Origin of the sequence: Coleofasciculus sp. G1-WW12-02 (assembly GCF_040219735.1) — a bacterium.
Lineage (GTDB): Bacteria > Cyanobacteriota > Cyanobacteriia > Cyanobacteriales > Coleofasciculaceae > Coleofasciculus.
Window position 1 is genome coordinate 43,103 of the sequence record NZ_JAVJRX010000053.1, and the last position, 23,230, is coordinate 66,332.

Annotated in this window: 17 protein-coding genes and 2 pseudogenes; 13 read left to right on the top strand and 6 right to left on the bottom strand. The window is 45.6% G+C overall.

Features of this window, described 5'->3' with window-relative positions:
* Positions 1-461 precede the first annotated feature (461 nt).
* Both RID09_RS09590 and metG read left to right on the top strand, forming a co-directional pair.
* On the top strand, positions 462-1,199 hold the full coding sequence (locus tag RID09_RS09590; RefSeq protein WP_446335723.1) for an ABC transporter ATP-binding protein: 738 nt from the start codon (positions 462-464) through the stop codon (positions 1,197-1,199).
* Between the two features lie 179 nt (positions 1,200-1,378).
* Positions 1,379-3,061 (top strand): methionine--tRNA ligase, encoded by a 1,683-nt coding sequence (gene metG / locus RID09_RS09595; RefSeq protein ID WP_446335724.1) that lies wholly within the window; start codon positions 1,379-1,381, stop codon positions 3,059-3,061.
* 213 nt (positions 3,062-3,274) lie between these two features.
* On the opposite strand, the gene RID09_RS09600 is transcribed toward metG, so the two are convergent.
* Complete coding sequence (locus RID09_RS09600) at positions 3,275-4,246, bottom strand: NAD-dependent epimerase/dehydratase family protein (protein WP_446335751.1); 972 nt, start codon at positions 4,244-4,246, stop codon at positions 3,275-3,277.
* A 133-nt stretch (positions 4,247-4,379) separates the two neighbouring features.
* Here RID09_RS09600 and RID09_RS09605 point away from each other — a divergent pair, with 133 nt between their 5' ends.
* The 4 genes from RID09_RS09605 (at position 4,380) to pth (ending at position 9,920) form a co-directional block, all read left to right on the top strand.
* The gene (locus tag RID09_RS09605; protein ID WP_446335725.1) at positions 4,380-5,909 is read left to right on the top strand and encodes a DNA phosphorothioation-associated putative methyltransferase; all 1,530 of its coding nucleotides are present in this window, start codon (positions 4,380-4,382) and stop codon (positions 5,907-5,909) included.
* 743 nt (positions 5,910-6,652) lie between these two features.
* Positions 6,653-8,344, top strand: a complete 1,692-nt coding sequence (locus RID09_RS09610) for an HD domain-containing phosphohydrolase (protein ID WP_446335726.1) — start codon at positions 6,653-6,655, stop codon at positions 8,342-8,344.
* A gap of 608 nt (positions 8,345-8,952) precedes the next feature.
* A complete protein-coding gene (locus tag RID09_RS09615; protein ID WP_446335727.1) occupies positions 8,953-9,177 on the top strand; it encodes a DUF2811 domain-containing protein in 225 nt (74 codons plus the stop codon).
* Between the two features lie 143 nt (positions 9,178-9,320).
* On the top strand, positions 9,321-9,920 hold the full coding sequence (gene pth, locus RID09_RS09620; protein ID WP_446335728.1) for an aminoacyl-tRNA hydrolase: 600 nt from the start codon (positions 9,321-9,323) through the stop codon (positions 9,918-9,920).
* Positions 9,921-10,029: 109 nt separating this feature from the next.
* Here pth and RID09_RS09625 read toward each other — a convergent pair whose 3' ends face one another.
* Positions 10,030-11,304 (bottom strand): hypothetical protein, encoded by a 1,275-nt coding sequence (locus RID09_RS09625; protein WP_446335729.1) that lies wholly within the window; start codon positions 11,302-11,304, stop codon positions 10,030-10,032.
* Between the two features lie 385 nt (positions 11,305-11,689).
* On the opposite strand from RID09_RS09625, the gene RID09_RS09630 reads away from it, so the two are divergent.
* Positions 11,690-13,051, top strand: coding sequence for a UDP-N-acetylmuramoyl-tripeptide--D-alanyl-D-alanine ligase (locus tag RID09_RS09630; RefSeq protein WP_446335730.1), 1,362 nt, complete (start codon positions 11,690-11,692; stop codon positions 13,049-13,051).
* A gap of 41 nt (positions 13,052-13,092) precedes the next feature.
* Here RID09_RS09630 and RID09_RS09635 read toward each other — a convergent pair whose 3' ends face one another.
* From RID09_RS09635 to RID09_RS09645, 3 genes and pseudogenes are all read right to left on the bottom strand, one after another.
* Entirely contained in the window at positions 13,093-13,974 is an 882-nt protein-coding gene (locus tag RID09_RS09635; protein WP_446335731.1) for a hypothetical protein, read from the bottom strand.
* A gap of 326 nt (positions 13,975-14,300) precedes the next feature.
* Positions 14,301-15,449, bottom strand: coding sequence for an MFS transporter (locus RID09_RS09640; protein WP_446335732.1), 1,149 nt, complete (start codon positions 15,447-15,449; stop codon positions 14,301-14,303).
* A 154-nt stretch (positions 15,450-15,603) separates the two neighbouring features.
* Positions 15,604-16,807 (bottom strand): annotated as a pseudogene (locus tag RID09_RS09645) (hypothetical protein).
* 208 nt (positions 16,808-17,015) lie between these two features.
* Here RID09_RS09645 and RID09_RS09650 point away from each other — a divergent pair.
* The 6 genes and pseudogenes from RID09_RS09650 to RID09_RS09675 all read left to right on the top strand — a co-directional run bounded on the left by RID09_RS09650 (position 17,016) and on the right by RID09_RS09675 (position 22,724).
* Positions 17,016-18,053: an aromatic ring-hydroxylating dioxygenase subunit alpha gene (locus tag RID09_RS09650; RefSeq protein WP_446335733.1), complete on the top strand. Its 1,038-nt coding sequence runs from the start codon at positions 17,016-17,018 to the stop codon at positions 18,051-18,053.
* 233 nt (positions 18,054-18,286) lie between these two features.
* Positions 18,287-18,562 (top strand): annotated as a pseudogene (locus RID09_RS09655) (RRXRR domain-containing protein); the annotation flags it as partial.
* 374 nt (positions 18,563-18,936) lie between these two features.
* On the top strand, positions 18,937-20,217 hold the full coding sequence (locus tag RID09_RS09660; protein WP_446335734.1) for an aminotransferase class I/II-fold pyridoxal phosphate-dependent enzyme: 1,281 nt from the start codon (positions 18,937-18,939) through the stop codon (positions 20,215-20,217).
* Positions 20,218-20,239: 22 nt separating this feature from the next.
* Positions 20,240-21,373 carry a hypothetical protein gene (locus tag RID09_RS09665; protein ID WP_446335735.1) on the top strand — a complete coding sequence of 378 codons (1,134 nt, stop codon included), beginning with the start codon at positions 20,240-20,242 and terminating at the stop codon, positions 21,371-21,373.
* 329 nt (positions 21,374-21,702) lie between these two features.
* Complete coding sequence (locus RID09_RS09670) at positions 21,703-21,855, top strand: hypothetical protein (protein ID WP_446335736.1); 153 nt, start codon at positions 21,703-21,705, stop codon at positions 21,853-21,855.
* Positions 21,856-22,154: 299 nt separating this feature from the next.
* Complete coding sequence (locus tag RID09_RS09675; protein ID WP_446335737.1) at positions 22,155-22,724, top strand: Uma2 family endonuclease; 570 nt, start codon at positions 22,155-22,157, stop codon at positions 22,722-22,724.
* A gap of 78 nt (positions 22,725-22,802) precedes the next feature.
* Here RID09_RS09675 and RID09_RS09680 read toward each other — a convergent pair whose 3' ends face one another.
* Positions 22,803-23,108 carry an acylphosphatase gene (locus RID09_RS09680; protein ID WP_446335738.1) on the bottom strand — a complete coding sequence of 102 codons (306 nt, stop codon included), beginning with the start codon at positions 23,106-23,108 and terminating at the stop codon, positions 22,803-22,805.
* Between the last annotated feature and the right edge of the window lie 122 nt (positions 23,109-23,230).

The following is a 23,230-nucleotide window of genomic DNA, read 5'->3' on the forward strand; positions in this document are numbered from 1 at the left end:
CGCCACTCACTAGAGTCTGGCATTAGGCAATCCAGGGAGCTGGCAACTTTACTCACAATACTCCTTGATGGCATGATAACCGACTTTAATCAGATTTAACCTGATCGTCAAGCCGAATCGCAAAAGATTAACAATTCTCAAATTAGTCAAGTAACTATGTAACTTTATATTTAGAATGAATCGCAATAGTTGATTGAGATCATCCTAATCGGCACAAAATAAATTAAGTAGTAGAAGAACTCCGAGCAGGTTTGGTTACCAAACCCCTACTGCTGTCACTTGTCCTTAGTTCCCATTTTCAAGCCACCCCCTGACACTATCATAACTATCACCCGGCAACCCATTTGACTGGTCAGAATTCGCTATCATCCAATCATGGCTCTTTATCTGAAGAGAGTTTAATTTGGGCTAGTTATGTTATATTTCTTTACATATACACCCCGACTGTCGCTTACATCAATATGGTTGTGTCTATAAAAAGCCGAAACCAGCTTGATTGGCACTCAAGCGATCTAAAACAGGAGCAATCGGATACCATCATTGCTCAAGGGGTAACGATGGAATATAAGTCAGGCAATCAGCGCTATCAAGTACTCAAAGGGATTGACTGGCAAATTAAGCGTGGCAATATTCAAATTCTCATGGGACCATCGGGTTCAGGGAAAACGACGTTACTCTCTATTCTGGCAGGACTACTGACGCCTTCACTAGGCAATGTCTCCCTACTCGGAGAAGAGATAACCAAAATGTCCAGCGCCAAGCTAGCCCGCTTTCGGCGACAGAAAATTGGCTTTATTTTCCAGCATTTTAACCTGTTCCCGGCGCTAACGGCAGCGGAGAATGTGGAAGTTGTGCTGAATATAAAAGGGATTCGCGGGACGAAAGCGCGACATCAAGCGCAGGAGTTGCTCGAACATGTTGGATTAGGGTTGCACGCCAATCAACGCCCTGCTAACTTGTCTGGGGGACAGAAGCAACGAGTCGCGATCGCACGTTCCTTAGCCGGTCATCCTAAGATTATTATGGCAGATGAGCCAACGGCAGCACTAGACTCGACCAGTGGACATCGGGTGATTGAATTATTGCGGCGGTTGGCAAAGGAGGAAGGGTGTACAGTACTTATGGTTACCCATGATCCCCGCATCCTAGATGTCGCTGACCGAGTAACCTATCTCGAAGACGGGATTTTAAAGATTTGAGCAGGAAAGGAACCACAGAGGCACTCCAGAACAGGAGTTTTTGTGTGCTATTTGGCTTGAGTTCTTGCCAGGGGACAGAATCTGATTGAAAATGATGCCAGGTCTCGGTTAAAACGGGTTCAAGTATGGGTTGGTCTACTAGTAGCGCTGTATCTTTTGGCACACCTTAAGTAAAATTTATGCGGTATCTGATTACAAGTGCGTTGCCCTATATCAATGGGATTAAACACCTGGGCAATTTGGTCGGTTCTATGCTTCCGGCAGATGTCTATAGCCGTTTCCTGCGACAGGAAGGCGAATCCGTTCTATTTTTGTGTGCCACGGATGAACATGGTACACCGGCTGAATTAGCCGCATTGGAAGCCGGATTAGATGTCGCCACCTACTGTCAAAAACAACACGAACGGCAAGCCGAAATCTATCGCGGGTTTGGACTTTCTTTCGACTATTTTGGTCGCACTTCATCCCCAGATAACCACGAGTTGACCCAGCATTTCTATCAGCGCCTCGATGAAAATGGTTTCATGGAGGAACGGGAAATCCGCCAGGTTTACTCTCATGAAGATGGTCGTTTTTTGCCAGACCGATATATTATTGGAACCTGTCCCCATTGCGGATACGATCGCGCCAGAGGAGATCAGTGTGAGAATTGTACCTCGGTGTTAGATCCTACAGATCTAATTGAACCCCGTTCTGCTGTATCAGGCAGTACAAATCTGGAAGTTCGCCAAACTAAGCATTTATTCTTAAAGCTTACCGCCCTTAGCGATGAGGTGCGTTCCTGGGTGGATAATCAGCAAGAGTGGACGACTCTGACTAAATCCATTGCCCTAAAATGGTTAAATGAAGGATTACAAGACCGCTGCATTACCCGTGATTTAAGTTGGGGTGTCCCTGTACCCCGTCCGGGATTTGAGGGTAAAGTATTTTATGTCTGGTTTGATGCCCCCATTGGCTATATTTCCGCCACCAAAGGATGGGCAAGTCAGCAATCTGAACCGGATGCCTGGAAACCGTGGTGGTGCGACGCCCAAGATATTTGTTATGTGCAGTTCATGGCAAAAGATAATTTGCCCTTCCACACAATTATGTGGCCCGCGATGATTCTGGGAACGCGGGAACCCTGGACAATGGCGGATGATATTAAGGGATTTAATTGGTTAACCTATTATGGTGGAAAATTTTCCACCAGTTCCAAACGTGGCATCTTTTCTGACCAAGCCTTAGATATTTTACCTGCTGATTACTGGCGCTATGCTTTAATTGCGATGGCACCAGAGTCTTCCGATTCGGCTTTTACCTGGGAGTTATTTCAAATTAAGATAAACAAGGATTTGGCAGATACTCTAGGTAATTTTGTTAACCGGACATTAAAGTTTGCCAATAGTCGGTTTAAAGGAGTAATTCCAGAAGGGGGAACGCCAGGAGAGGCGGAACAACGGTTGCAAGAAAGTTGTGCTAGTTTGACAGATAAACTGAGTAATTGTTTGCAAAACCTGGAGTTTCGCAAAGCCGCAGAAACCCTATGTGCGCTGTGGACAGTGGGGAATCAGTATATTGACGAACGCGCACCTTGGGCGCTGTTTAAGCAAGACAAGGAAGAAGCAGCGTTGGTAATTCGCACCTGTATTAACCTGATTCGGCTGTATGCGATCGCGTCTAATCCTTTGATTCCCTTTACGGCTGAGAAAATCTTTGATGCGTTGCAGTTATCAGACACAGAGAGAACGATAAAGTTAACTCAGGCGGTGGATTTTAATGCTTTGGCAGCGGGTCGTTCTTTTGATGTTCCACCTCCTCTATTTCGCAAGTTAGAGGATACAGAAATAGCAGAATTGCGCCAACAATTTGGGGGTGGGTAATTCAGGTTCCAGATGTTGCATGAAATGTCTAATCATTTTCAGTTGGGGCGGGTTTAGTAGCATCTGGGTAAGCTCAGACATGATAGTAGTGAAAAGAGCCCCTCAGCTCCCCCAGCTCCCCCAGCTCCCTCTGCTCCCTCTGCTTTTAGCGCTTAAGTTGACACCAATGACGTCGGTGCGCCCCTACAAATGCATGAATTTTGAATCGATGTTCTAGGATTGAGTCTTCATGATCCTGACAATCTCGCTGAGGGTTTGCGATACCGATCGCGGATTCCATCCTAAGTCTTGACGTGCTTTGGTTGCATCGACGCGCACGCACCGATCATAGACGTAATGAACCCGTTCCCGACTCAGGGGCGGTTGCCAATTCAACAGGCGTCCGATAGGGTCAAGTAGGTTTCCAGCGAGTCTCACCAAGGGTTTTGGGGCTTCAGCCGGAACCGGAATTCCGGTGTCTTGACTGAGAAGGGTAAACATCTCACGGGTGGAAAGATCACCCGCCGAAATGATATATTTTTCTCCAGGTTGACCCTTTTGGGCTGCCAGAATCATGGCGTTGGCTAAGTCATCGACGTGGACAATCCCGGTGATGCGATCGCCTCCCGCCCATACTTTTAAACCGCCTTTGAGAAATTGTTTCAGTACCGGACCAAAATGGGGGTCATCCGCACCAAAGATACCAGACGGGAGAATACTAACCACGGGTAACCCTTGGGCGGCAAATTGGTCTACAATTTGTTGGGCTTGGTACTTGGTGCTGTCATAAGCGCTAGAAAAGTCAGTTTGTTGGCGTTGGAAGGTTTCATTGACGACTTGACCTTTGGTGTCACCAAAAACGCCAATGGTGCTACAGTAAACGAGTTTCGATACACCAACAGCTTGAGCCACCTCTAAAACAGCGCGGGTTCCCTCCACATTCACCCGTTCCATTTTCTTGGCATCAACGAGTCCTAATTCCACATAAGCGGCGGTGTGAAATACCCAGTCTACCCCAGTCATTGCCGTTTTCAGGGCGTCGCGATCAGTGATATCGCCGTAAACCAGTTGAACTTGGCAATCCGAGAGACGCTGAAGGTTGCTAGACTTGCGGACGAAACCGACAACGGTATCCCCCCGTTGTTCTAAGGCTTTAACTAAATGAGAACCTGTAAATCCGTTGGCTCCGGTGACTAGGGCTTTCATCACGCCTCCTGGCTTTTAACTAACATTTAGGACATTCCCCACGACAAGGATTCTATGACTAGACTGGTGTTCTCGATAGTAGCGCTCACTGAGATTTACCGGTATATTAGTCAAAAAGCTCGCCGACTCAGCTATGGTTGCTCCTATCCCAGACAGTACTGAAATCGAGCGTCACAGGGCTGCAATAGTCCGCACTAACTTGTCAAAGCCAGTGCGATTAGCCCTAGAAAGTGCAATTCTAACTAAAGATACTTCCTTTTTTGACTACGGCTGCGGTCGTGGTAGTGACATTAACCGTCTGCGTCGGCAAGGCTATACCTGTGCAGGTTGGGACCCCTACTACCATGGCGACAATTCTCTAGTCCCCTCTGATATCGTTAACCTGGGCTATGTAATCAATGTAATTGAAAAGCCAGGAGAACGCCGCCAAGCCTTACTGAAAGCCTGGGAACTCACCCAAAAGGTGCTGATTGTCTCTGCCCAAGTTTTAATTGATGACCGTAATTCTGGGCAAATTGCTTATGGTGATGGGATTGTCACCCGCCGCAATACATTTCAGAAATACTACGAACAAGAAGAACTCAAAGCCTATATTGACCAAGTATTAGGTGTTGATGCCATTCCCGTTGACTTGGGCATCTATTTTATCTTCCGGGATTCCACTCAAGCTGAAAGCTTCCGGGCATCCCGCTTCCGTTCTCGCACAATTATCCCCAGAATCCGCCTCAGTGTGAAGCGGTTCGAGGACTATCAAGACATGCTTACCCCCCTGATGGCATTTATCACCGAACGGGGACGCCTTCCCAGCCCCTTGGAACTCCCCAATACTGAAGAAATTATAGAAGAATTCGGCAACCTACGCCGTGCCTTTAAGGTTATTTTACAAGTGACTGAGCAAAACGAATGGGATGCGATCGCAGACAAACGTCGCCATGATTTCCTTGTCTATCTCGCCCTGGCTAAATTCAATGATCGCCCCAAGTTTGGTCAATTAGATCCCTTAGTCCAAAATGATATTAGAGCCTTCTTTGGCAACTATCAACAAGCCTGTGCTGCGGCTGACTTAATCCTCTTAAGTGTGGGCAATCCCAGCTTAATTGCCAATTGCTGCCAGCGATCTCGAGTCGGCAAACTCCTCCCCACCGCCCTCTACGTCCATGTTTGTGCCCTCGAAGCCCTCGAAGCCCCACTCCGACTCTATGAAGGGTGCGCCAGCCGTACTGTTGGTCGCTTAGAGGGGGCAACATTAGTCAAGTTTCATATTAATCAACCCAAAATCTCCTACCTGTTTTATCCCAATTTCGACACTGAACCGCATCCAGAACTACACACAAGCATGAACATTGACTTGCAGGATTTACAGGTTACCTATCGCCACTACGACACCTCCAGAAATCCTCCTATCTTGCACCGTAAAGAAACCTTTGTCACCCCAGATTATCCCCTGTACGAAAAATTTGCCAAACTTACTCGTCAGGAAGAAGATTGGGGACTGCTGGATAATACCCAAACTATCGGTACGCGCAAAGGCTGGCAACAATGTCTCCTCGACCATTGTGTCCAACTCCAAGGTCACCGCGTCATCTGGCGCAAAGATGCTGATCCTTACCGCCTTAAACTACGACAAGCAGCACGCCGTCAACGGACTAAACATAAGGTGTGATATCAAGTCCGGTAGCATCGGACTTGTATAGTGACCAGAGGGTAGAAGGGTAATGCTTCCTTCGCAAATAACTATGGGTATGATAAATGCACTTTGTTATCGCTGTGTTGTTGTCAACAATTTTGCCCAAATTTCCGGAGTTTTCGCTAAAACTCTTGAATAAGGGTATTACACGACATTTTATTGATGCCGATGATTGAGCTGCAAAGCCATGGCATCTGTATGGGTCTGTTTGCCAGGTATCTTAGGGTCAAAACCTTATACCGTTTAAGTCAAGTCCATAAACAAGATGAGTGATTACTGTGGCAATTTCATTGACTTTATATGCCACTTTATGGCTCATATTACTGCTTTTTTTGATTAAATTTAAAAAAGAATCATTAAATTAAATCTACAAAAAATATTAATTGATTGCCAATATACTTCTATTCAATAAATTATCCTCATTGGAATTGAAAAAGCTAAAAATTAATTTTATCCTCCAATCATGTTATGTCTAATCAAGGTGTATTTTTCTTTGTCCAGATAAAAAACAGGTGCAGCTTCATTGAAAAAATACAAGATTTGGCTGATTTATTTGATAAATTTAGTAGTTATACTAGATTCTTGATACTTTCACTCATTTTTAGATTGGAATATAAAAATATATCCCTCTTTAAAGAGTGATTAGATACTTTATTTTCAAGAGATTGAAGCCACTAAAACTCGGCAAAAGGTGATCATTTATATCTGTGGAAAACCTTATGAAACTAGCCCCAGTCCATATCTCAAACCTTGAGAGTCAAGGATTTTTACAAGAATCGTCTGAGAGGGTAGAACTGATTGAGCAGTTACTGGCAATTGGTACAGCCCTTTCGAGTAGTAATGATTTGGATGAATTACTCAAACTTATTTTATCCAAAAGCCGGGAAATTACGTTTAGCGATGCAGGTAGTCTTTATCTGATTAATCACACTCAGGCGGAGCCGAAATTGTTATTCAAGGTGGCACAGAATGATTCGCTACCCCACAAGCCCTTCAACGAGTTTGTAATGCCTCTGAACCGTAAAAGTTTGGCGGGGTACGTAGCGCTAACGGGTGAAAGCTTAAAATTGGCGGATGCGTATAAATTGCCCCCCAACGTACCTTACGCCCTTGACCGCAGTTTTGACACGAATATGCCCTATCGGACTTGCTCGGTACTGGTTTTGCCGATGCAAAAGCCAGACGGGGAAATTATTGGCGTATTACAACTGATTAATCGCAAGAGTCGCCCCGATGTCACGCTCACACCAAAGAACGCTGTAGAAGTGACCCAGCCCTATTCAGACTGGGAGGAGCGGATTGTGCGATCGCTGGCTTCTCAGGCGGCGATTTCCATTGAACGCCATCATCTCCAAGAAAGTATCGAAAATCTGTTTGAGGGCTTTGTCAGAGCCTCTGTGCAAATTATTGAGACACGAGACCCGACAACCTCCGGTCACTCGGAACGGGTGGCAGAACTCACCGTGCGACTGAGTGAAGAGGTTTGTGCAATCACCCACGGTCCACTGAGTAAAGCCTATTTGAACGATCGCCAAATCCGAGAACTTCGCTATGCTGCCTTATTACATGACTTTGGCAAAGTGGGAGTCCCAGAAGCCATTTTGGGCAAGCGCAAAAAACTATATCCCTCACAGCTAGAGGTAATCCTCCATCGCTTTGCTCTAGCACAGCGCACTCTAGAAATGGAATGCGCTCAAAAGAAGTTTCAGTATTTACTCGAACATCCTGACCATCGCCATAACAAGAATAGCTCAACCTCGATCTGTCCTCACTGCCACAAACTCGAACAGCTTGATACACAACTGGCTCAAGCTATTGAAACAATAAAGCATTATCGGGAATTTGTGCAAAAACTCAATGAGCCAGAGTTGCTGCTCACTCGTGATTTTCAGGCATTTACAGAGGAGACATTAACTCAACTGAACACCCTGTCTCAATACACCTATCGAGATGTGGATGGTCAAATCAAACCCCTGATTACCAAGGCAGAGATGGTTCAATTGCTCGTGCCAAAAGGGAATTTAACCCCCGAAGAGCGTTTGAGGATTGAATCTCATGTTACTCACACCTACCACTTTCTCCAACGCATTCCCTGGACAAAGCATCTCAAAGGCGTTCCGATGATTGCCTATGGACATCACGAGAAACTAGATGGCAGCGGCTACCCTAGGGGCTTAAAGCAAGATGAAATTCCACTGCAAACCCAAATGCTCACCGTTGCCGATATTTATGACGCCCTCACCGCCAGCGATCGCCCCTACAAGCGTCGGCTACCTATTGAAACAGCCATGAAAATCCTGCGACAAGAAGCTGCCAAAAACAAAATTAACGGCGACTTAGTGGAGTTATTTGAGCAACGCCAGGTTTTTAGCGTTTTGGGTCATTCCCTCAACGTTGACTCTGTGGCTTGACCTGGGGAAATTCCACAGCAATGTAAGTAGAGACGTTGCATGCAACGTCTCTACGGCTAACTGGGGTTACTGGAGCAACGCCCTAGAGCTGATCCTTTGTAGTATTGATCCATAGACGATCAAACAATTTGCAATTCTTATCTTTTAGCCGAGTTTTCCCCACTAGATTCCCCAGTATTTCCACATGAGATTTCCAAGTTTTCCACAAATTACCAACAGTTTTCCACAGGGATGAACGGCGGGATCGAGCCTATCCCCTCATGTTGGGGATTTTCCCTACCCAGGATTCGGAGGCGATCCTTGATGATATTTATGTAAAGTTATGTAACAAATATCGGGTTCAAAGGCTGATTTTATCGTTAGCATTTAGGCAATTTGAGTGACCTGGCAATATTTCGTATCATTGACAACCCCACCCCATCTCAGTTGAGAATAGTGCGACCTACCCATAAAAAAACTTGAGACATCTCAAAGCGGCAAGAGCAGTGGGTGCTGTATCTAAGTCTATTTGCCGTAAGGTTTTAGCTACAGTAGCCGATTTCCACAGACACGTAGAGAGCGAGCAAGGTGGCTTTTGTCCCAACACGCTATTCGATAGAGAGGTAACTATGAACGCAACCGTCAGCATTTTGGCAGAAATCCCTGAAGACCTACACGAGTCTCTCAAGCGCTACCTAGAAACCCATCCCACTTGGGATCAAGATCGGGTGTTTGCCGCAGCGCTATCGCTGTTTCTGCTTCAAAATGGTAGTGGCAAGACAGCCGAAGCCTCCCAGACCTATCGTGCTTGCGCTCGTGTCTATCTAGAATCCCTATTTCAGTCTCCTGCCTGATTGAAGCAGGGAGCGGGGTAGCTGGGGGAGCTGGGGTAGCTGGGGGAGCTGGGGAGGACAAGGGAGAATTTCCCTACTCACCAATGACATAAGATCATAAGCTGTTCCCTGTTCCCTGTTCCCTAACAAATGAAAAATGACAAATGACAAATGACACTTTGGTGATTCCTCAACTAATTGTAGGTTTGGGTAATCCCGAACCCAAATACGACAAAACCCGTCATAATATTGGTTTTGAGGTCGCCGATGAGTTAGCCCGTCGGGTGCAAATTTCTTGGAGCGAAAATCGTCGATTTCAAGCGTTGTTGGGGGAAGGACGTGGCTTAACAGGTGACAAACTACGTTTACTCAAGCCCCTAACTTACATGAATCGTTCTGGGCAAGCAATTCGTGCCGCGATAGATTGGTATAAAATTCCCCCAGAGTCAGTTTTCATCGTCTATGATGAGCTTGATTTACCCGTCGGGCGGCTACGTCTACGCCTTTCTGGTTCGGCGGGAGGACACAACGGAATGAAATCCGCGATCGCGCATCTGGGAACACAAAATTTCCCCCGCCTACGCATTGGGATTGGCAAGTCTGACCCCGACAAGAACACCGTGAGTCACGTCTTAGGCAAATTCTCTCCTGAAGAATCTAAGATCATCTCCGAAGTCATCCAATTCGCCGTTGACGCCATAGAACTCTCGCTGAAGCAAGGCGTCGAAAAGGCAATGAGCCTCTACAACAGCCGCATAATTTAGTTTTGAGTTTTGATTTTTCAGGTTTGTGTAGGGGCTGGTTTTACTGCTATCGTTTCCTTTTCACAAGAGATTTGGAACAGTGACAAATGACGAATGATGAATGACGAATTTACATAATTTGATTCAAACAGGAAAGGTCAGCTCTGCCAAAATGAATACTAAAGGCAACATTCAAGTTTTCCAGAGACTTAATTAACCAGGGTACACCGTCTCTAGTTGAAGACTCATAATGATTGAACAAAATGGAAAATCGCTTTTCCAAATAGGGTTTAACTTTACGACACAGCAACACAATCTTGAGTAGCAACATAGTAGTAACCGTTGCGCCTAAATTCGTAATTAGATCGACAAAAACAAAATGTTTAGGGCGAACAGAACTCTCAACAACGAGAAAATTTAATAACTGGCTACAGGTTCGCAAAATCAGAAATTCGCTGGGCTTCTGATTCTCGCTGTCAGGTAAGGTGTTTTTCAGATGCTCATGCAACCGACTATTAAACTGCCGTTTTCCGTAGGCTGGATCAATGGAAGCCGTCAGATACTCATACAAATCGTCCTTAAAGTCTTTATAGCAAGGCGTCTGACTGCTATGGGTTAGGAAACTTTGAGCCACATCCCGGCAAGTATGAGAGCCTTGGACTTTGCCAACAAACTGTTTAAGAGCCGTTCCCAACTCATGATCCGTTAAAAGGGTGGGATTTTTGACAGGCTGGATAATTTTGGTTGAAGCTTCTTTCTGGTTCCTACGTTTTAGTTGGGCGCATCGCACCTGATAAGTAACGTACTGTGATAAATCAAGCTCGAAGCGCCGCTGGAGCCGGGATTGAATTTGCCGAACGGTTTGCCGATGTTCGTAACTACTATCTTCACTCAGCAAACAGTGTTCGTACAAATAGGGGTATCGCTGAATGAGAGTTCCGACTTCTTTAGAAGTGGTGGATGTTTCACCAACCACCTGAGATAAGCGATGCAGGGTGAGATATTGCTCAGTCTCTTTAAAAATCTGTAGCAGGTGTCGTAGACGCCTAGAACCGCGCGAGTAAACCCCGGTTGCTGGTGGAATATCATCAAGTAATGCCACCAACTCAGGAATAGCACCTTGCAGTTGCGGTTGTATTTGCCAACGGTTAATCAGGATATGGCAACAACGATTCAGGATAAACTTGAACTCTTGCTCAGCCTGCTTATCCATTGCCAGCTTTTCCAATACCATCCAGATTTCCGGCTCTGGATATCGAGAGCCGTCCATGAATAGCTGTTTGAAACGTTCGAGCGTCTGACTAGGAGATTCTATCTGTACACAATACAGAAAATGATCGTACAGTTGTTGCTCTTGTGAGCTAGTTTGTCTGATGTCGGAATTTGTCCAAGTACTATTAGTCACTTCAGTCCGCCTCCCTACGCGCAAACGCCGTGGGCTGATCAATTTGAATGGAATGTGGCAGATCTAAGCTCAAATTTGACTTGCCCTGTACCGCAACAACCGAAAACCCTGATGCACTTTATCAATTACCCCGCCTAAATGAGCTTGGTCAAGGATTGCTTAAATCTAATGAATTATATTATCTCTACCTATAAGCATACTAAACTAAGTATGGATCATTCTGTAAAATTATGCCGCAAAAGTGTGAAGATTGGGTGAATATAGCGAAAAAGCGCCTATTAGCTCCCCGACTTGTTGAAGAAGTTGGGAATTGGGTAGGGGATGAGTGTTGCTCGCCCACTCCCACCACTATAACTAGCCAAAACGCATTCACCACCCTGGAATTATGCCTTGTCAGCTTTCTTTAACTCAATTCGTTGAGGTACTCGCTGCTACCCCGGTTAATCTGTCAGCGCAGATGAGTGTTAACGCAGTCTGCGGTATAACCACTGATACTCGTCACCTCGAACCGGGTCAAATATTTTTGGCGCTGCGAGGGGAAACCTTTGATGGGCATGATTATGCTGGAGTAGCGATTGAGAAAGGGGCGATCGCAGTAATTACCAACCGTGACCAAGCTCGCCAACTTCCGGGCATACCGCAGCTTCAAGTCGATGACACTCTACAAGCCTATCAGCAAATTGCTCGATGGTGGCGCGATCAGTTTGATATTCCGGTGATTGCGGTTACGGGTTCTGCTGGAAAAACGACGACGAAGGAATTAATCGCGGCGGTTTTGTCTAATCAAGGTAATGTACTGAAAACCCAAGCGAACTACAATAATGAAATTGGTGTGCCAAAAACGTTACTGGAATTAGACTCAGACCATGATTATGCTGTGATTGAAATGGCGATGCGGGGTTCTGGGCAAATTGCCCTGTTGACCCAAATTGCCCGTCCGACGATGGGCGTGATTACGAATGTGGGAACGGCGCATATTGGATTGTTGGGATCTGAGGATGCGATCGCAAAAGCTAAGTGTGAGTTATTGGCGCAAATGCCTGAGAGCAGTGTAGCTATTCTCAATCATGATAACCAACGCTTAATGGATACGGCGGCTACGGTTTGGCAAGGGGAAACCCTGACGTTTGGTTTAAACGGTGGCGATGTACAGGGGAAACTTATTGACCTGTTTCGGCTCACAGTAGATGGTATGACGTTTCCCTTACCCTTACCGGGTGAACATAATGCCCTTAACTATTTAGCCGCGTTAGCCGTGGCAAAACATCTCCAGATTGACTGCACACCCCTAACTCAAGGATTAGCGGTTCTTCTTCCTGGGGGGCGATCGCAACGCTATGAGTTACCCAATGATATCGTGATTCTCGATGAAACCTATAATGCTGGATTTGAAGCCATGATCGCGGCGTTGCACCTCCTCGCCCAGACGCCCGGTAAGCGACGCATTGCTGTTTTGGGTTCAATGAAGGAATTAGGAGATCATTCGCAACAACTACACCAGCAAGTTGGACACAAAGCTCAGCAACTCCAATTAGATGCGGTGTTAATTACTCTTAAGGATCAAGAAGCCGAAGCAATTACTAGGGGAATCTCTACATTACCCAGCCAAGGCTTTGCCCAGGATGACGCTTTGGTGCAACATTTACAGGAATTGGTTCAACCGGGCGATCGCATACTATTCAAAGCCTCGCGTTCTGTTGGTTTGGATCAGGTTGTGCATCAGTTTCGAGAGTTGATGTCTGGCTAATTGAGTCAGGAATCACCCCGAATTTCGGAAAAATTCTACATTCAACTCAAAGGAGGCTTGGCGGCAAATTTTAGTTCTAAGGTTAAGCGATCATTGCTGCTAGGAGAGATTTTTTTATGGAAGCAACGGGCATCTTCCACAAATCCAAAACCCGCCTTACCGCAAATAGAGGTTATATTTTGATAGCCATAATATTTGCTGATTTCTTGGAGTGAATAGTCTTTCTTCAAAAATCGATAGGCAAGTTTTTTCTTCCGGTGACTCTCCAGCACACAGACGTGAGGATTACTGCACAAATCCACATCTGTTAAATAAAAGTAAAAAGTCAAGCTCCGAGGGGTATTAGTGCCTCGATAAAACCTCTGACTCGCTTGGCGTCGCTCATAGAGAGTTGACTCTACAGCAAAACTCCACCAAAGCTGAGTGTTTTGGTGAATCGGTTCGGCGTTTAGATAGGTTGCGGCAATTGCTAATAGTATTGGATCGCTTTCTAGTTTCTTAATCGTTGGATCTAAAAATATACTAGGGTTATAAATACCCCGAACTAATGGTTTCTCAGTTTGCATCATGACTTGTTTCTTTTCAGATGCATAAAAACTGCATTGGGTATTGTTGGGTTCATGGCAAGGAGTTGCCAGCGCTAAGTTTCGGATTTCTTCGATAACCTGTAAGGGAAGGTTAAGGTTTAGGGAAATTCCTTTCTGTGTGAGTGAGTAAATAGTCTCATTCAAATCAATATCATTAAGAATTGAATCCTGATAATATTTAGACTGAATTTCAAGCCAATTAGTGGTATTAATTACACTTCTGAAAAGACGGTGCTGGCTAATACCATTAATAGAATTGTTGTCTTTTATAGTTTGAATGTAGTCTGAAAAAACTCTGAAATCTTTGAAAGGATTAGAACTTACATCAATTACCATTATTTTTGGGTATATCTTTCAATCCGAGGTCACAAACAATATAGGCTTCCGAAGAAATAAATTGGGGATTGATGCATGATACACCCTTAAGGGTAAATCCTAGTCAGTAGAAATAGTTACTCTAGCGAGATTAAAAAAATGAATTTTTTGTCGCCAATATTGAGTATTTTAATGCCTCTGTCATGGTAACCAATTAGCAATAAAAAAGATAGATATTCAATTCAAGTTAGTCAAATCTTTAATTATCCGCAGAGAGTTTAAAGTTTTAGTAAAGCAGTTATCCCAGATAAGCAAGTCGTCCTTACTAATAACAAATGACCAATGACTTATTGCTTGTGGGCAAATAGCAACAATCCTGCAAGTAGTGCCACAATTGCCGCCGCATAGAACACCCACTGTAAACCGCAATAAGCTAACACCGGTCCTAACAAAATGGGGGATATAAACTGTCCCAAAAAGCCCGCGCCTGTCCCAGCAGCGAGTACACTAGATTTCAAGTCTGGGGGAGCTAGATTCGCTAGAGTGCCGTAAAGTGTAGGAAGTACCAAACCAAATCCCACACCAAAGAAGATAGCCGTAACCAAAATCCAACCCAGTTGATGCAGTACGGGAATGGTACTTAAGGTTAACGCCATCAAACCCAACCCGATCGCAACCGTCGTGCGTTGTCCCAAACGCTGGGCGAGTCTTTTGGCGCCAAATGCTGATATAACAGCCGCGCCTATTGCCCGTGATGCTAGAACGACGCCATTCACCACGCTTGTGGCGTCAATGGTTTGTTTGAGATATTGCGGAGCATAAATGACCACCGCGTACATAGCAATGGATACCAAACTGAGTGTACATAAGAGGCGTATGGTGTAGGGGCGTCCTAAAACCTGACGCAGTTTACTCGCAACATCTTTAACCTCTCCCTGGGTTTTTGGGGATGATTTTTTCGGTAAGAACCGTGCGGCTAAGATTGCCAGAGGTAGTCCCACAGCGTAGAGACCAAATGCCCATTGCCAGTGAAATGAACCCACCCAACCACCGAGTAGGGGAAAAGCAATGCCCATAATGGTCAGTGTACTGGTTGCGTAGCCCAACGCCTGCGATCGCGCCTCACCTTCATACATATTCCCCAAAATACCCAAACTCGCCGCCGCAATCCCGCCACTGGCGGCGCCTAATAGTGCCCGCACCACTAACAACGGCATCAGTGAGTGCATAAAGGCTCCAGCTGTGCCAAATAAGGCGTAGAGAATTAACGATGGGATCAGCACCCGCAGGTGCCCCATCCGATCTGCCAAAATTCCTAACGGCGGACTAAATAGAGCAATGGTTAAACAATGCAGGCTGACCAAATTCCCCGCCAATGCCGGATCAAGGTTAAGTTGTTGGATCATCTCTGGCAAAATTGGCGCCACCACTCCCCCAGCCATGGTGGTGAGAGAGCCGGCGATTAGCAGCACGAACAGCCGAGGATCACGTAACATAACTTAAAATACCTAAATAGTTTGACAACTATAGCGCAACTAAACACTCAGACCTAGCCGGCTAAGTCTGGAACATGCTCACCGCTTCCAAAAACCTAGTCATATCTGCTCACAAGTAAACAAACCTAGGCAAAACTCAACGGTATAAGTTTCTTCAAGCGCTTGCTTTTAGTGCGTTACTGCTTCCCTGTTGAGGGTTGACCAAAAACTCCCAGTTAGAGATACCATAGTAGGCGTGTCTACTTCTGATAAATCCCTTGAGCTTGTTATTTAGTTGGTTCCACTGGCTCCATACGTGCTTGCTATCGTTCACCGATAGATAGGCGGTTATGGAGTCTGGTAATTTTTCCCCTAGTCTCATGCCGCGACGAGCAATCGCCAAAGCCGCAGCTTCATCGCTGGCTACCCCGTACATTCGGGCATACTTGACCAGACCAATTAGGCTGGTGTAGGCGGGATTGACTTGTCTTAACTCTATACCGCGATTAGACAGGATGGCGGTTAGTAGCTCGAAAAAGCGGCTGTATGCCCAAGCAGATAGCATTCTGGCGTACTTGCGCCCTTTCTCCCTAAGTTGGTTTTTCTTGCCGGAAAAGTCCAACTCCTCACACACAATCGGGCATTGGTAGAAAATCGCCATATCTAGAAGTAGGAAACAGATATGTCTGATGGCGGCGTCGAGTTTGCCACGGGGTAAACCCATCTGGAGCGATATCTGCCCATGGTGCTTGAGATTGCCTTCTTTATCGATGTATGCCCAACCGATTGAACCTGGGTTCAAGTCTATGCCAATACACCCGTACTGAATTGGTCTAGATACCTGTTTGACTGGTGCTGGAGTGAATTGTACCGCTACACACCATCTGCCATCCTTCCGGTAGAAGTGCCAGGTTTTAGCGCCCTCTGCTGGCAATCGGTTAACATTGCGATGAAAATCTCCAATTTTAGATGAGACATATTTGCCGAACTTACCCTCTAGAGAGTATACGGTAAAATTTACGAGCATTCTTTAGCTTGCGTTCTGTCTTTTTGATCCACTTCTCACAAGATTTGAATTTGGCAGTTAGCACCTTGACGTGGCGCTGACGGTTAGCCGACGCAGCATCTACCGCTCCTTGACTAAAGGCGATCACTCCATTGGCGTGACGCTTGTTTATCCCGTATGTCTGCTGTAAATGTGTATTCCATTGAGACTTGTTGAATTTATTATCCCAGAGGAGATGATTGGCTGTCTCACATACTGCTTGATGGAATATAGATGAGTATTCAGCTAGGAACATTTCCAATTGAGTTTTACCCAATGGGTTTAACTCAATTGCTGGGGTGGGAAGTCCTTTGCAGTATGTGATGGTAGCCATTGATTCGACCTGTCAACGCAACTTCTGGTATTGTATACAATGACAGCCAAAAATGTTTCCGACTAAAATACCTACTCATTTTTGAATAGACATGAGTAGGTATGATCGGGGATTATGTTACAGTTTCTAACCCTTCTCCCCCTATGCATTGACTGCCAAAAAATAACAGGATAAATATGTCAAATGAATCGACAACAGAGGCTCCGATATGGAACTGGCGACAACCCTAACCAGCCAAAACGTTCAAAACGCGATTAGAGAAGTAGGGATTAACCCCAACTACTGGTATTCAGTGGCTTGGGCAAATCAAATCAAACCCGGTCAAATCTTCCCTGTCAAGATTTGGCAACAATCCATCGCCGTTTACCGGACTCCCAAGGGTCAACTCCATGCTTTAGAAAATGCTTGTCCTCATAAAGGTGTGGAACTGCACAAAGGCATTGTTCAGGATGAGTATTTAGCCTGTCCTTATCACGGCTGGCAGTTTGATGGTGCGGGCAATTGTGTAGGCATTCCCTACTTTCCCCCACAACAGAAACTGCCCTGCGCCCAAGTCCGTACCTACCCGATTCAGGAAAAATACAAGCTAATTTGGATCTTTCCTGGAGATCCAGCCCTAGCAACAACCTGCCAACCGCCAGATATGCCAGAATTTGACCATCCCGATTGGTTTATGGTTCCCGTGAGTGCCAGGATGAAGTCTCATTTTTCTATCTGTAATGAAAATACCATGGATGTTTTTCATGGATTTTTGCACCAAAACCTTCAAGGATGGTTTGATCCGGTTCTTAAACGTTTGCAGGAAACGGAAAATACTGTCTGTGCGGAGTACGATGTCTCCTATAAAGGGCGTATGGCTCAATGGTTAGGGTTGAGCGATCGCGCGGATCAAGTGACTCGGCGCACCATATCGGTACAGTATCGCTATCCCCATTATTACAGTTCTCTAGAAGGCGTCTCCAACCTCTACCTGATGCGCCTCCCTATAGGACTTACGGAAAGTCGCTCCTTTGCTCTATTCTTTTTTAAGGTTCCCCTACCCCAATGGTTCCGCCAGCTCTTTGATCCCATCTTGTCTACCGTACTGGAACGGTTTGTATTTATGCGATTTCTCAACCAAGATATCGAAATGATGGAAAGTGAGCAGCGAACCTATCTGGCAAATCCTCAGCGTCGCTATGTGGAAGTCAATCCCGCGATCATTGCCATACAGCGGCTGATTATGCGTCAATTTCAACAACCCTGACTTAGCTATCGCTTGAAGTCAGGGATTGTCGGACAAACGACAATTTAAACCGTTGAATATCCGCATAGAGTCTCGGTTTGGTACAGACACCCGGATACTTCCCTAGTCCGGATCAAATCTAAAGCCTTTTGTCGGGCTGTTGGTAGAGACGTAGCATGCTACGTCTTTCCAAGACATCTTAACCGAGATGGCGGGAAGGGACTAAATACTTTCACTCGTGAGGTTTATCACCCATGTTACGAGTACCAGTTTTATCAAAATTGGGCAAGCCATTGATGCCCACAAAACCTAGCCGTGCTAGGCGTTGGCTGAGAGACGGTAAAGCCAAAGTTGTACACAACGACTTAGAATGCTTTGCCATCCAGCTAACCTTTGACACACAGGAGAATACTCAACCTATAGCCGTGGGTATAGATCCTGGCAAGCGCTACTCAGGGATCGGGGTTCAATCAGGTTTCTTTACCCTTTGGATGGGGCATCTAGTCTTACCGTTTAAAACGGTCAAAGAGTTGTTTAAGCTAGTTGCTTCGCGCTCACCCGGAGTCTCACGAGGTATACGATAAACGGGCTTTAGCAACCAAACCCTAGACATAGAGCTGGAGATGAAAACAAATCCAGCAGGGGGTTGAATTTTATGTTACCCTGCTAGAGCAGAAATTAAAAACGCACCAACAACAGCGTTCGCCAATGTGCCAGCGTTATTGTCTGTCATAAGCCGATCTGTCCAATCACCATGTATTATGTAGGATTACCGTGTACTCTATAAAACCGCCAACATGGAGCTTGCTATTCAGTCGGGATAATCACTTAAATTTAAGAGAAAAACACACGTTTTTATCTAGAAGCGGTAGTCTATCTAGGAAAAGGTGAGAGGAGTAAGGTTGTGGAAGTTGTCAAAGAGTACGTTCAGCGGTGGTACGAAAGTGGATTAGCGCCCGACGAATATGTCTGTCATCAAAAGCAAGGGAATTTAGTCGAGATAGAATCAGTTGCCACAGGAAAGTGTCAGACGGTTCTGACGTTCTGTACGAATGATGTCTTAGGTTTGGTTCAAAACGAGGCGGTTCGCCAAGCAGCGGTTGATGCTATCTTTCAATACGGTACGTCCAACAGTTCAACCTCAGTCCTGAGTGGTCGCATTGATTTACATCGACAGCTCGAACAAGAGATTTCTGAGTTTAAGCACCTGCCCCATACCCAACTCTTTTTAAATGCTTGGATGGCGATGCAAGCCTTGATGGATGCATTCTGCCATCTGGCTATCCCGGTTGCTGGTTTTCAGCATACCCGTGAGACGCTGATTTTGACCGATGTCCTTAACCATGGCTGTATTCTCTCAGCAGTCGTCAACGCGGGAACTCGTTCAGGAAAGTTATTTGGTCATAGTCCGCGTGTGCGGGTGAGAGCCTATCGCCACTGTGATACAGAGGACTTATCCCGTAAACTGCGTCGTTATGCTCGCCCCCATGATCGGATTATGGTGATTTCTGATGCAGTGTTTTCGATGGATGGGGATATTGCCCCACTCCCCGATATGATCGAGGTGCTGCGACATTACGAAGGCAGTGTCTTGGTTATGGATGAGGCACATGCAAGTGGGGCGATAGGGGCGACGGGTGGTGGTGTTTACGAACATTTTGGCATCCTACCCCAATACGCGATTGAGCAAGGTGTTGTGCCGCTGATTATGACTACATTCTCCAAGTTTGCCGCGTCAGCGGGGGCGGCAATTAGTAGCCATGTGCCAGAATTGATTCCTCTGTTAAATGTTTCTCCCACGTCTATCGGCACCGTTTCCTTGTCGCCACCCCTAACAGCCGCTGCTTTAGAGAGCGTTCGTCAGGTGCGCCGTCATCCCGATATGGTGAAAAAGCTTCAGGCAAATACTCGCTACTTGCGATCGCGCTTAGTTGAAGCGGGATTTGATGCCATTGGTGAAACTAATGTTATCCCGGTAATTTTACCCTCAGAAATTAATCCAAAATTATTTGGTCGTTACATGTTAGAGAACCATGGGATTTGGGTGTCACCCATCTGGTTTATTGCCAAACCTCGCATCCGGATGACGGCAAATGCCCTGCATACCAAGGAGGAAATGGATAAATTAGTCGCCGCGATGGTGGCAACACGGGATTTATTATATAAACCCATGATTAGTGCCTAACTTGTCCTGGGACAAATGAAAAATGACAAAGGATAAAATTCGGGCTGTAGCAACTCCAGCAGACCAGGAATTGTTTCTGGATGTACCCGCACGAGTCTATGGGAATGACCCTAATTGGGTGCCACCCCTGCGTAGCGATGTGGCGAAGCAGTTTGCCCCCGATAATCCTTTTTTTAGCTACGGAAAATTACAGCAATTTATTGCCATGGACTCGTCCCACCCTTCCCAAGCGGTGGGGCGAATTGTGGCGGCGGTGAATCAACGCTTAATTGAACGAGAGGGCAAAAGGGTTGGTTTAGTTGGGTTTTTTGAGTGTGTCAAAGATTTTGCGATCGCGCAATCTCTCCTAAATGCGGCTTGTCAGTGGCTGCGGGAACAAGGGATGACTGTGGCGCGGGGACCGATTGATTTGTCAACCCACAATAATTGTTTATTTTTGGTCGATGGTTTTGATACACCGCCCATGGTGATGATGCCCTATAATCCCCCCTACTATCCCGAATTTCTGGAAAAAGAGGGTTGGCAAAAAGCTAAGGATACTTATGCCTATGATTTTCCCCTAGATAAGCCCTTATCGGATAAATTCAAGAAAGCCTATCAGATTGCTTGTAAATCGGGTATCACCTTTCGTCCGATTAGAACCAAAGGCGAAGGATTTGAACAAGATTGTATCAGCCTTTATCACCTTTTTAACCGTGCCTTTGCCAACAACTGGAGTTCTGCGCCGAGAACGGAAGCCGAATTTCTAGAAGAAGCCAAGTCATTACAGAGTTTAGTTGATCCAGATGTTTTTCCCATTGCCGAAGACAAGGGTGAAATGATCGGCTTTTTTATGGGATTACCGGACTATAATATTCCCCTAAAACACGTTAAGGGGAAACTAAACTGGCTAGGAATTCTTAAGTTTCTTTGGTATCGTCGCCAGATTGACCAAGGACGTGTAATAGCGATTGCTTCATTGCCAGAATATCGCCGTAAAATGGTGCCTCTGGCGTTAATTTATTTGGGAATGCAAGGGGGAATTAAGAAAGGCAAGCCCTATAAACGGGCAGAACTCGGTTGGGTTTGGGAAGATAATTTTCCGTCTCGTAAGTTGATTGAAGCATCGGGGGGGACAATTTATAAGACGTATCGGATTTATGAAAAAACGCTGTAGTCAGTATCAGCCTAATTTTTTTGACTTAGGACTTACGCACAGCCTCTATTGGTAGGGTGTGAAAGCGCTTGCGTAACGCACCATTACCGCTATAGATGGTGTAGCTGCGTAAGTCCTGTGACTATTAAAATGATGATTATTTAGTAGAGACGTTCCGCCGGAACGTCTGTGCCATCATTATTCCTTTCGCTGTAGGATAGAACTACTGGCATGATACCCAGCCTTGCAGGTTTTCTGGGCGCAAGGATGGTGCCCCTACAAGGTTAATCTATCAAATGAGGTAGATCACGCCACTACAATTAAAACAGTTAATAATGGTGGGTTAGACGGTGACAACAACATCAACGACAGAACAACCGCCAGTTCGCGCTGAACCAATCGTTACACTCAGAGGGGTTAGTTGGCAAACCTATCAAGCCTTAATGCACGATGTAGGAGATAATCGGGCTTGGAGGATAGCTTATGACCAGGGAATATTATAAATTAGGATGCCCCTACCCAAACAGGAAAAACCTAAACGACTGCTAGAGAGTTTTATGTCCGACGTTTTCATTTCTACCCATTGCTGAAATTCCTGGATTAATTGAGCAGAGTAAGACAATGGGACAACGAGCAGTCGTGCGTTTATTTCGCCAGCGAATTCAAGAAATTTTGGCAAATCAAAGTTTGGATTAAGAGGAATAGCACTAACGCCCCTAGTTTTTCACCGGAAGTCTAGAAACCTACGTCGGGGTGGGCGCGAGTCACGGGTGCACGTCAACCCACGTATAAACAAGTAACTATGACCATAGCAACTAAACCACTCACCCTAGCTGACTTTATCAAACTTCCCGAAACCCAACCTGCTAGCGAATTTATTGACGGTAAAATCTATCAAAAACCCATGCCACAAGGGAAACACAGCACTCTCCAAATATGCCTCGCAAACACAGTAAACGAGGTGGGATTTCCTGAAAAAATCGCTTACGCTTTCCCCGAATTACGCTGCACGTTTGGCGGACGCTCTATTGTGCCAGATGTTGCGGTATTTCAATGGGAGAGAATTCCCTTCGATGCTGATGGAGAAGTGGCAAACGTATTTGAATGTTCTCCAGATTGGACAATTGAAATCCTCTCACCAGACCAGTCGCAAACCAGGGTAACAGATAACATTTTATTCTGTCTCAGACATCAAACCAGGTTGGGGTGGTTGATTGATCCTGATGAGAAAGCCGTAATTTGTTTTTACCCCAACCAATTACCAGAAATTATGCGACACCCAGAGGATAGACTACCTGTGCCAGATTTCCTAAGTCTACAGCTAACCGTTGAACAGGTATTCTCCTGGCTGAAACTGGGACAGCGTTTGTAAATCACAGGTGTGCGATCGCGAAAATCCCTCTTAGAAGTCTTGGTGCATTGAGCTTGAAGCGCGACGATTTAACTCGTTTTATTGAGCCGGATAGCTGTTTCTATATCCAAAATGATTTAACCCTTCCGGTTCCTCATACTCCACCGCCACATCTTTCACCACAGCAGCAGCAGGACCCCGATGGCACCAATTAATCATTTCCTCAACTCCTGATTTATTCCCTTCAAACACCGCTTCCACTCGACCATCGGGCAAATTTCGCACCCAACCATTTATACCCCATCGACGAGCTTCATTGACTGTTGAAAGACGATAGCCAACGCCTTGAACTTTTCCAGAAATGAAAACGCGGGCGCGGATTTGTTCCTGTGATTGATTCTGCATTTTATATCAAGTTCGATTGAATACTTACTAGAGATAGGGCAGAATGCTTCAATAAAATAAAAACTATTTAGGAGGTTATTATACTCTAAATAAGAGCAGTTTGTTTAGCCGTTTTCGGTTAA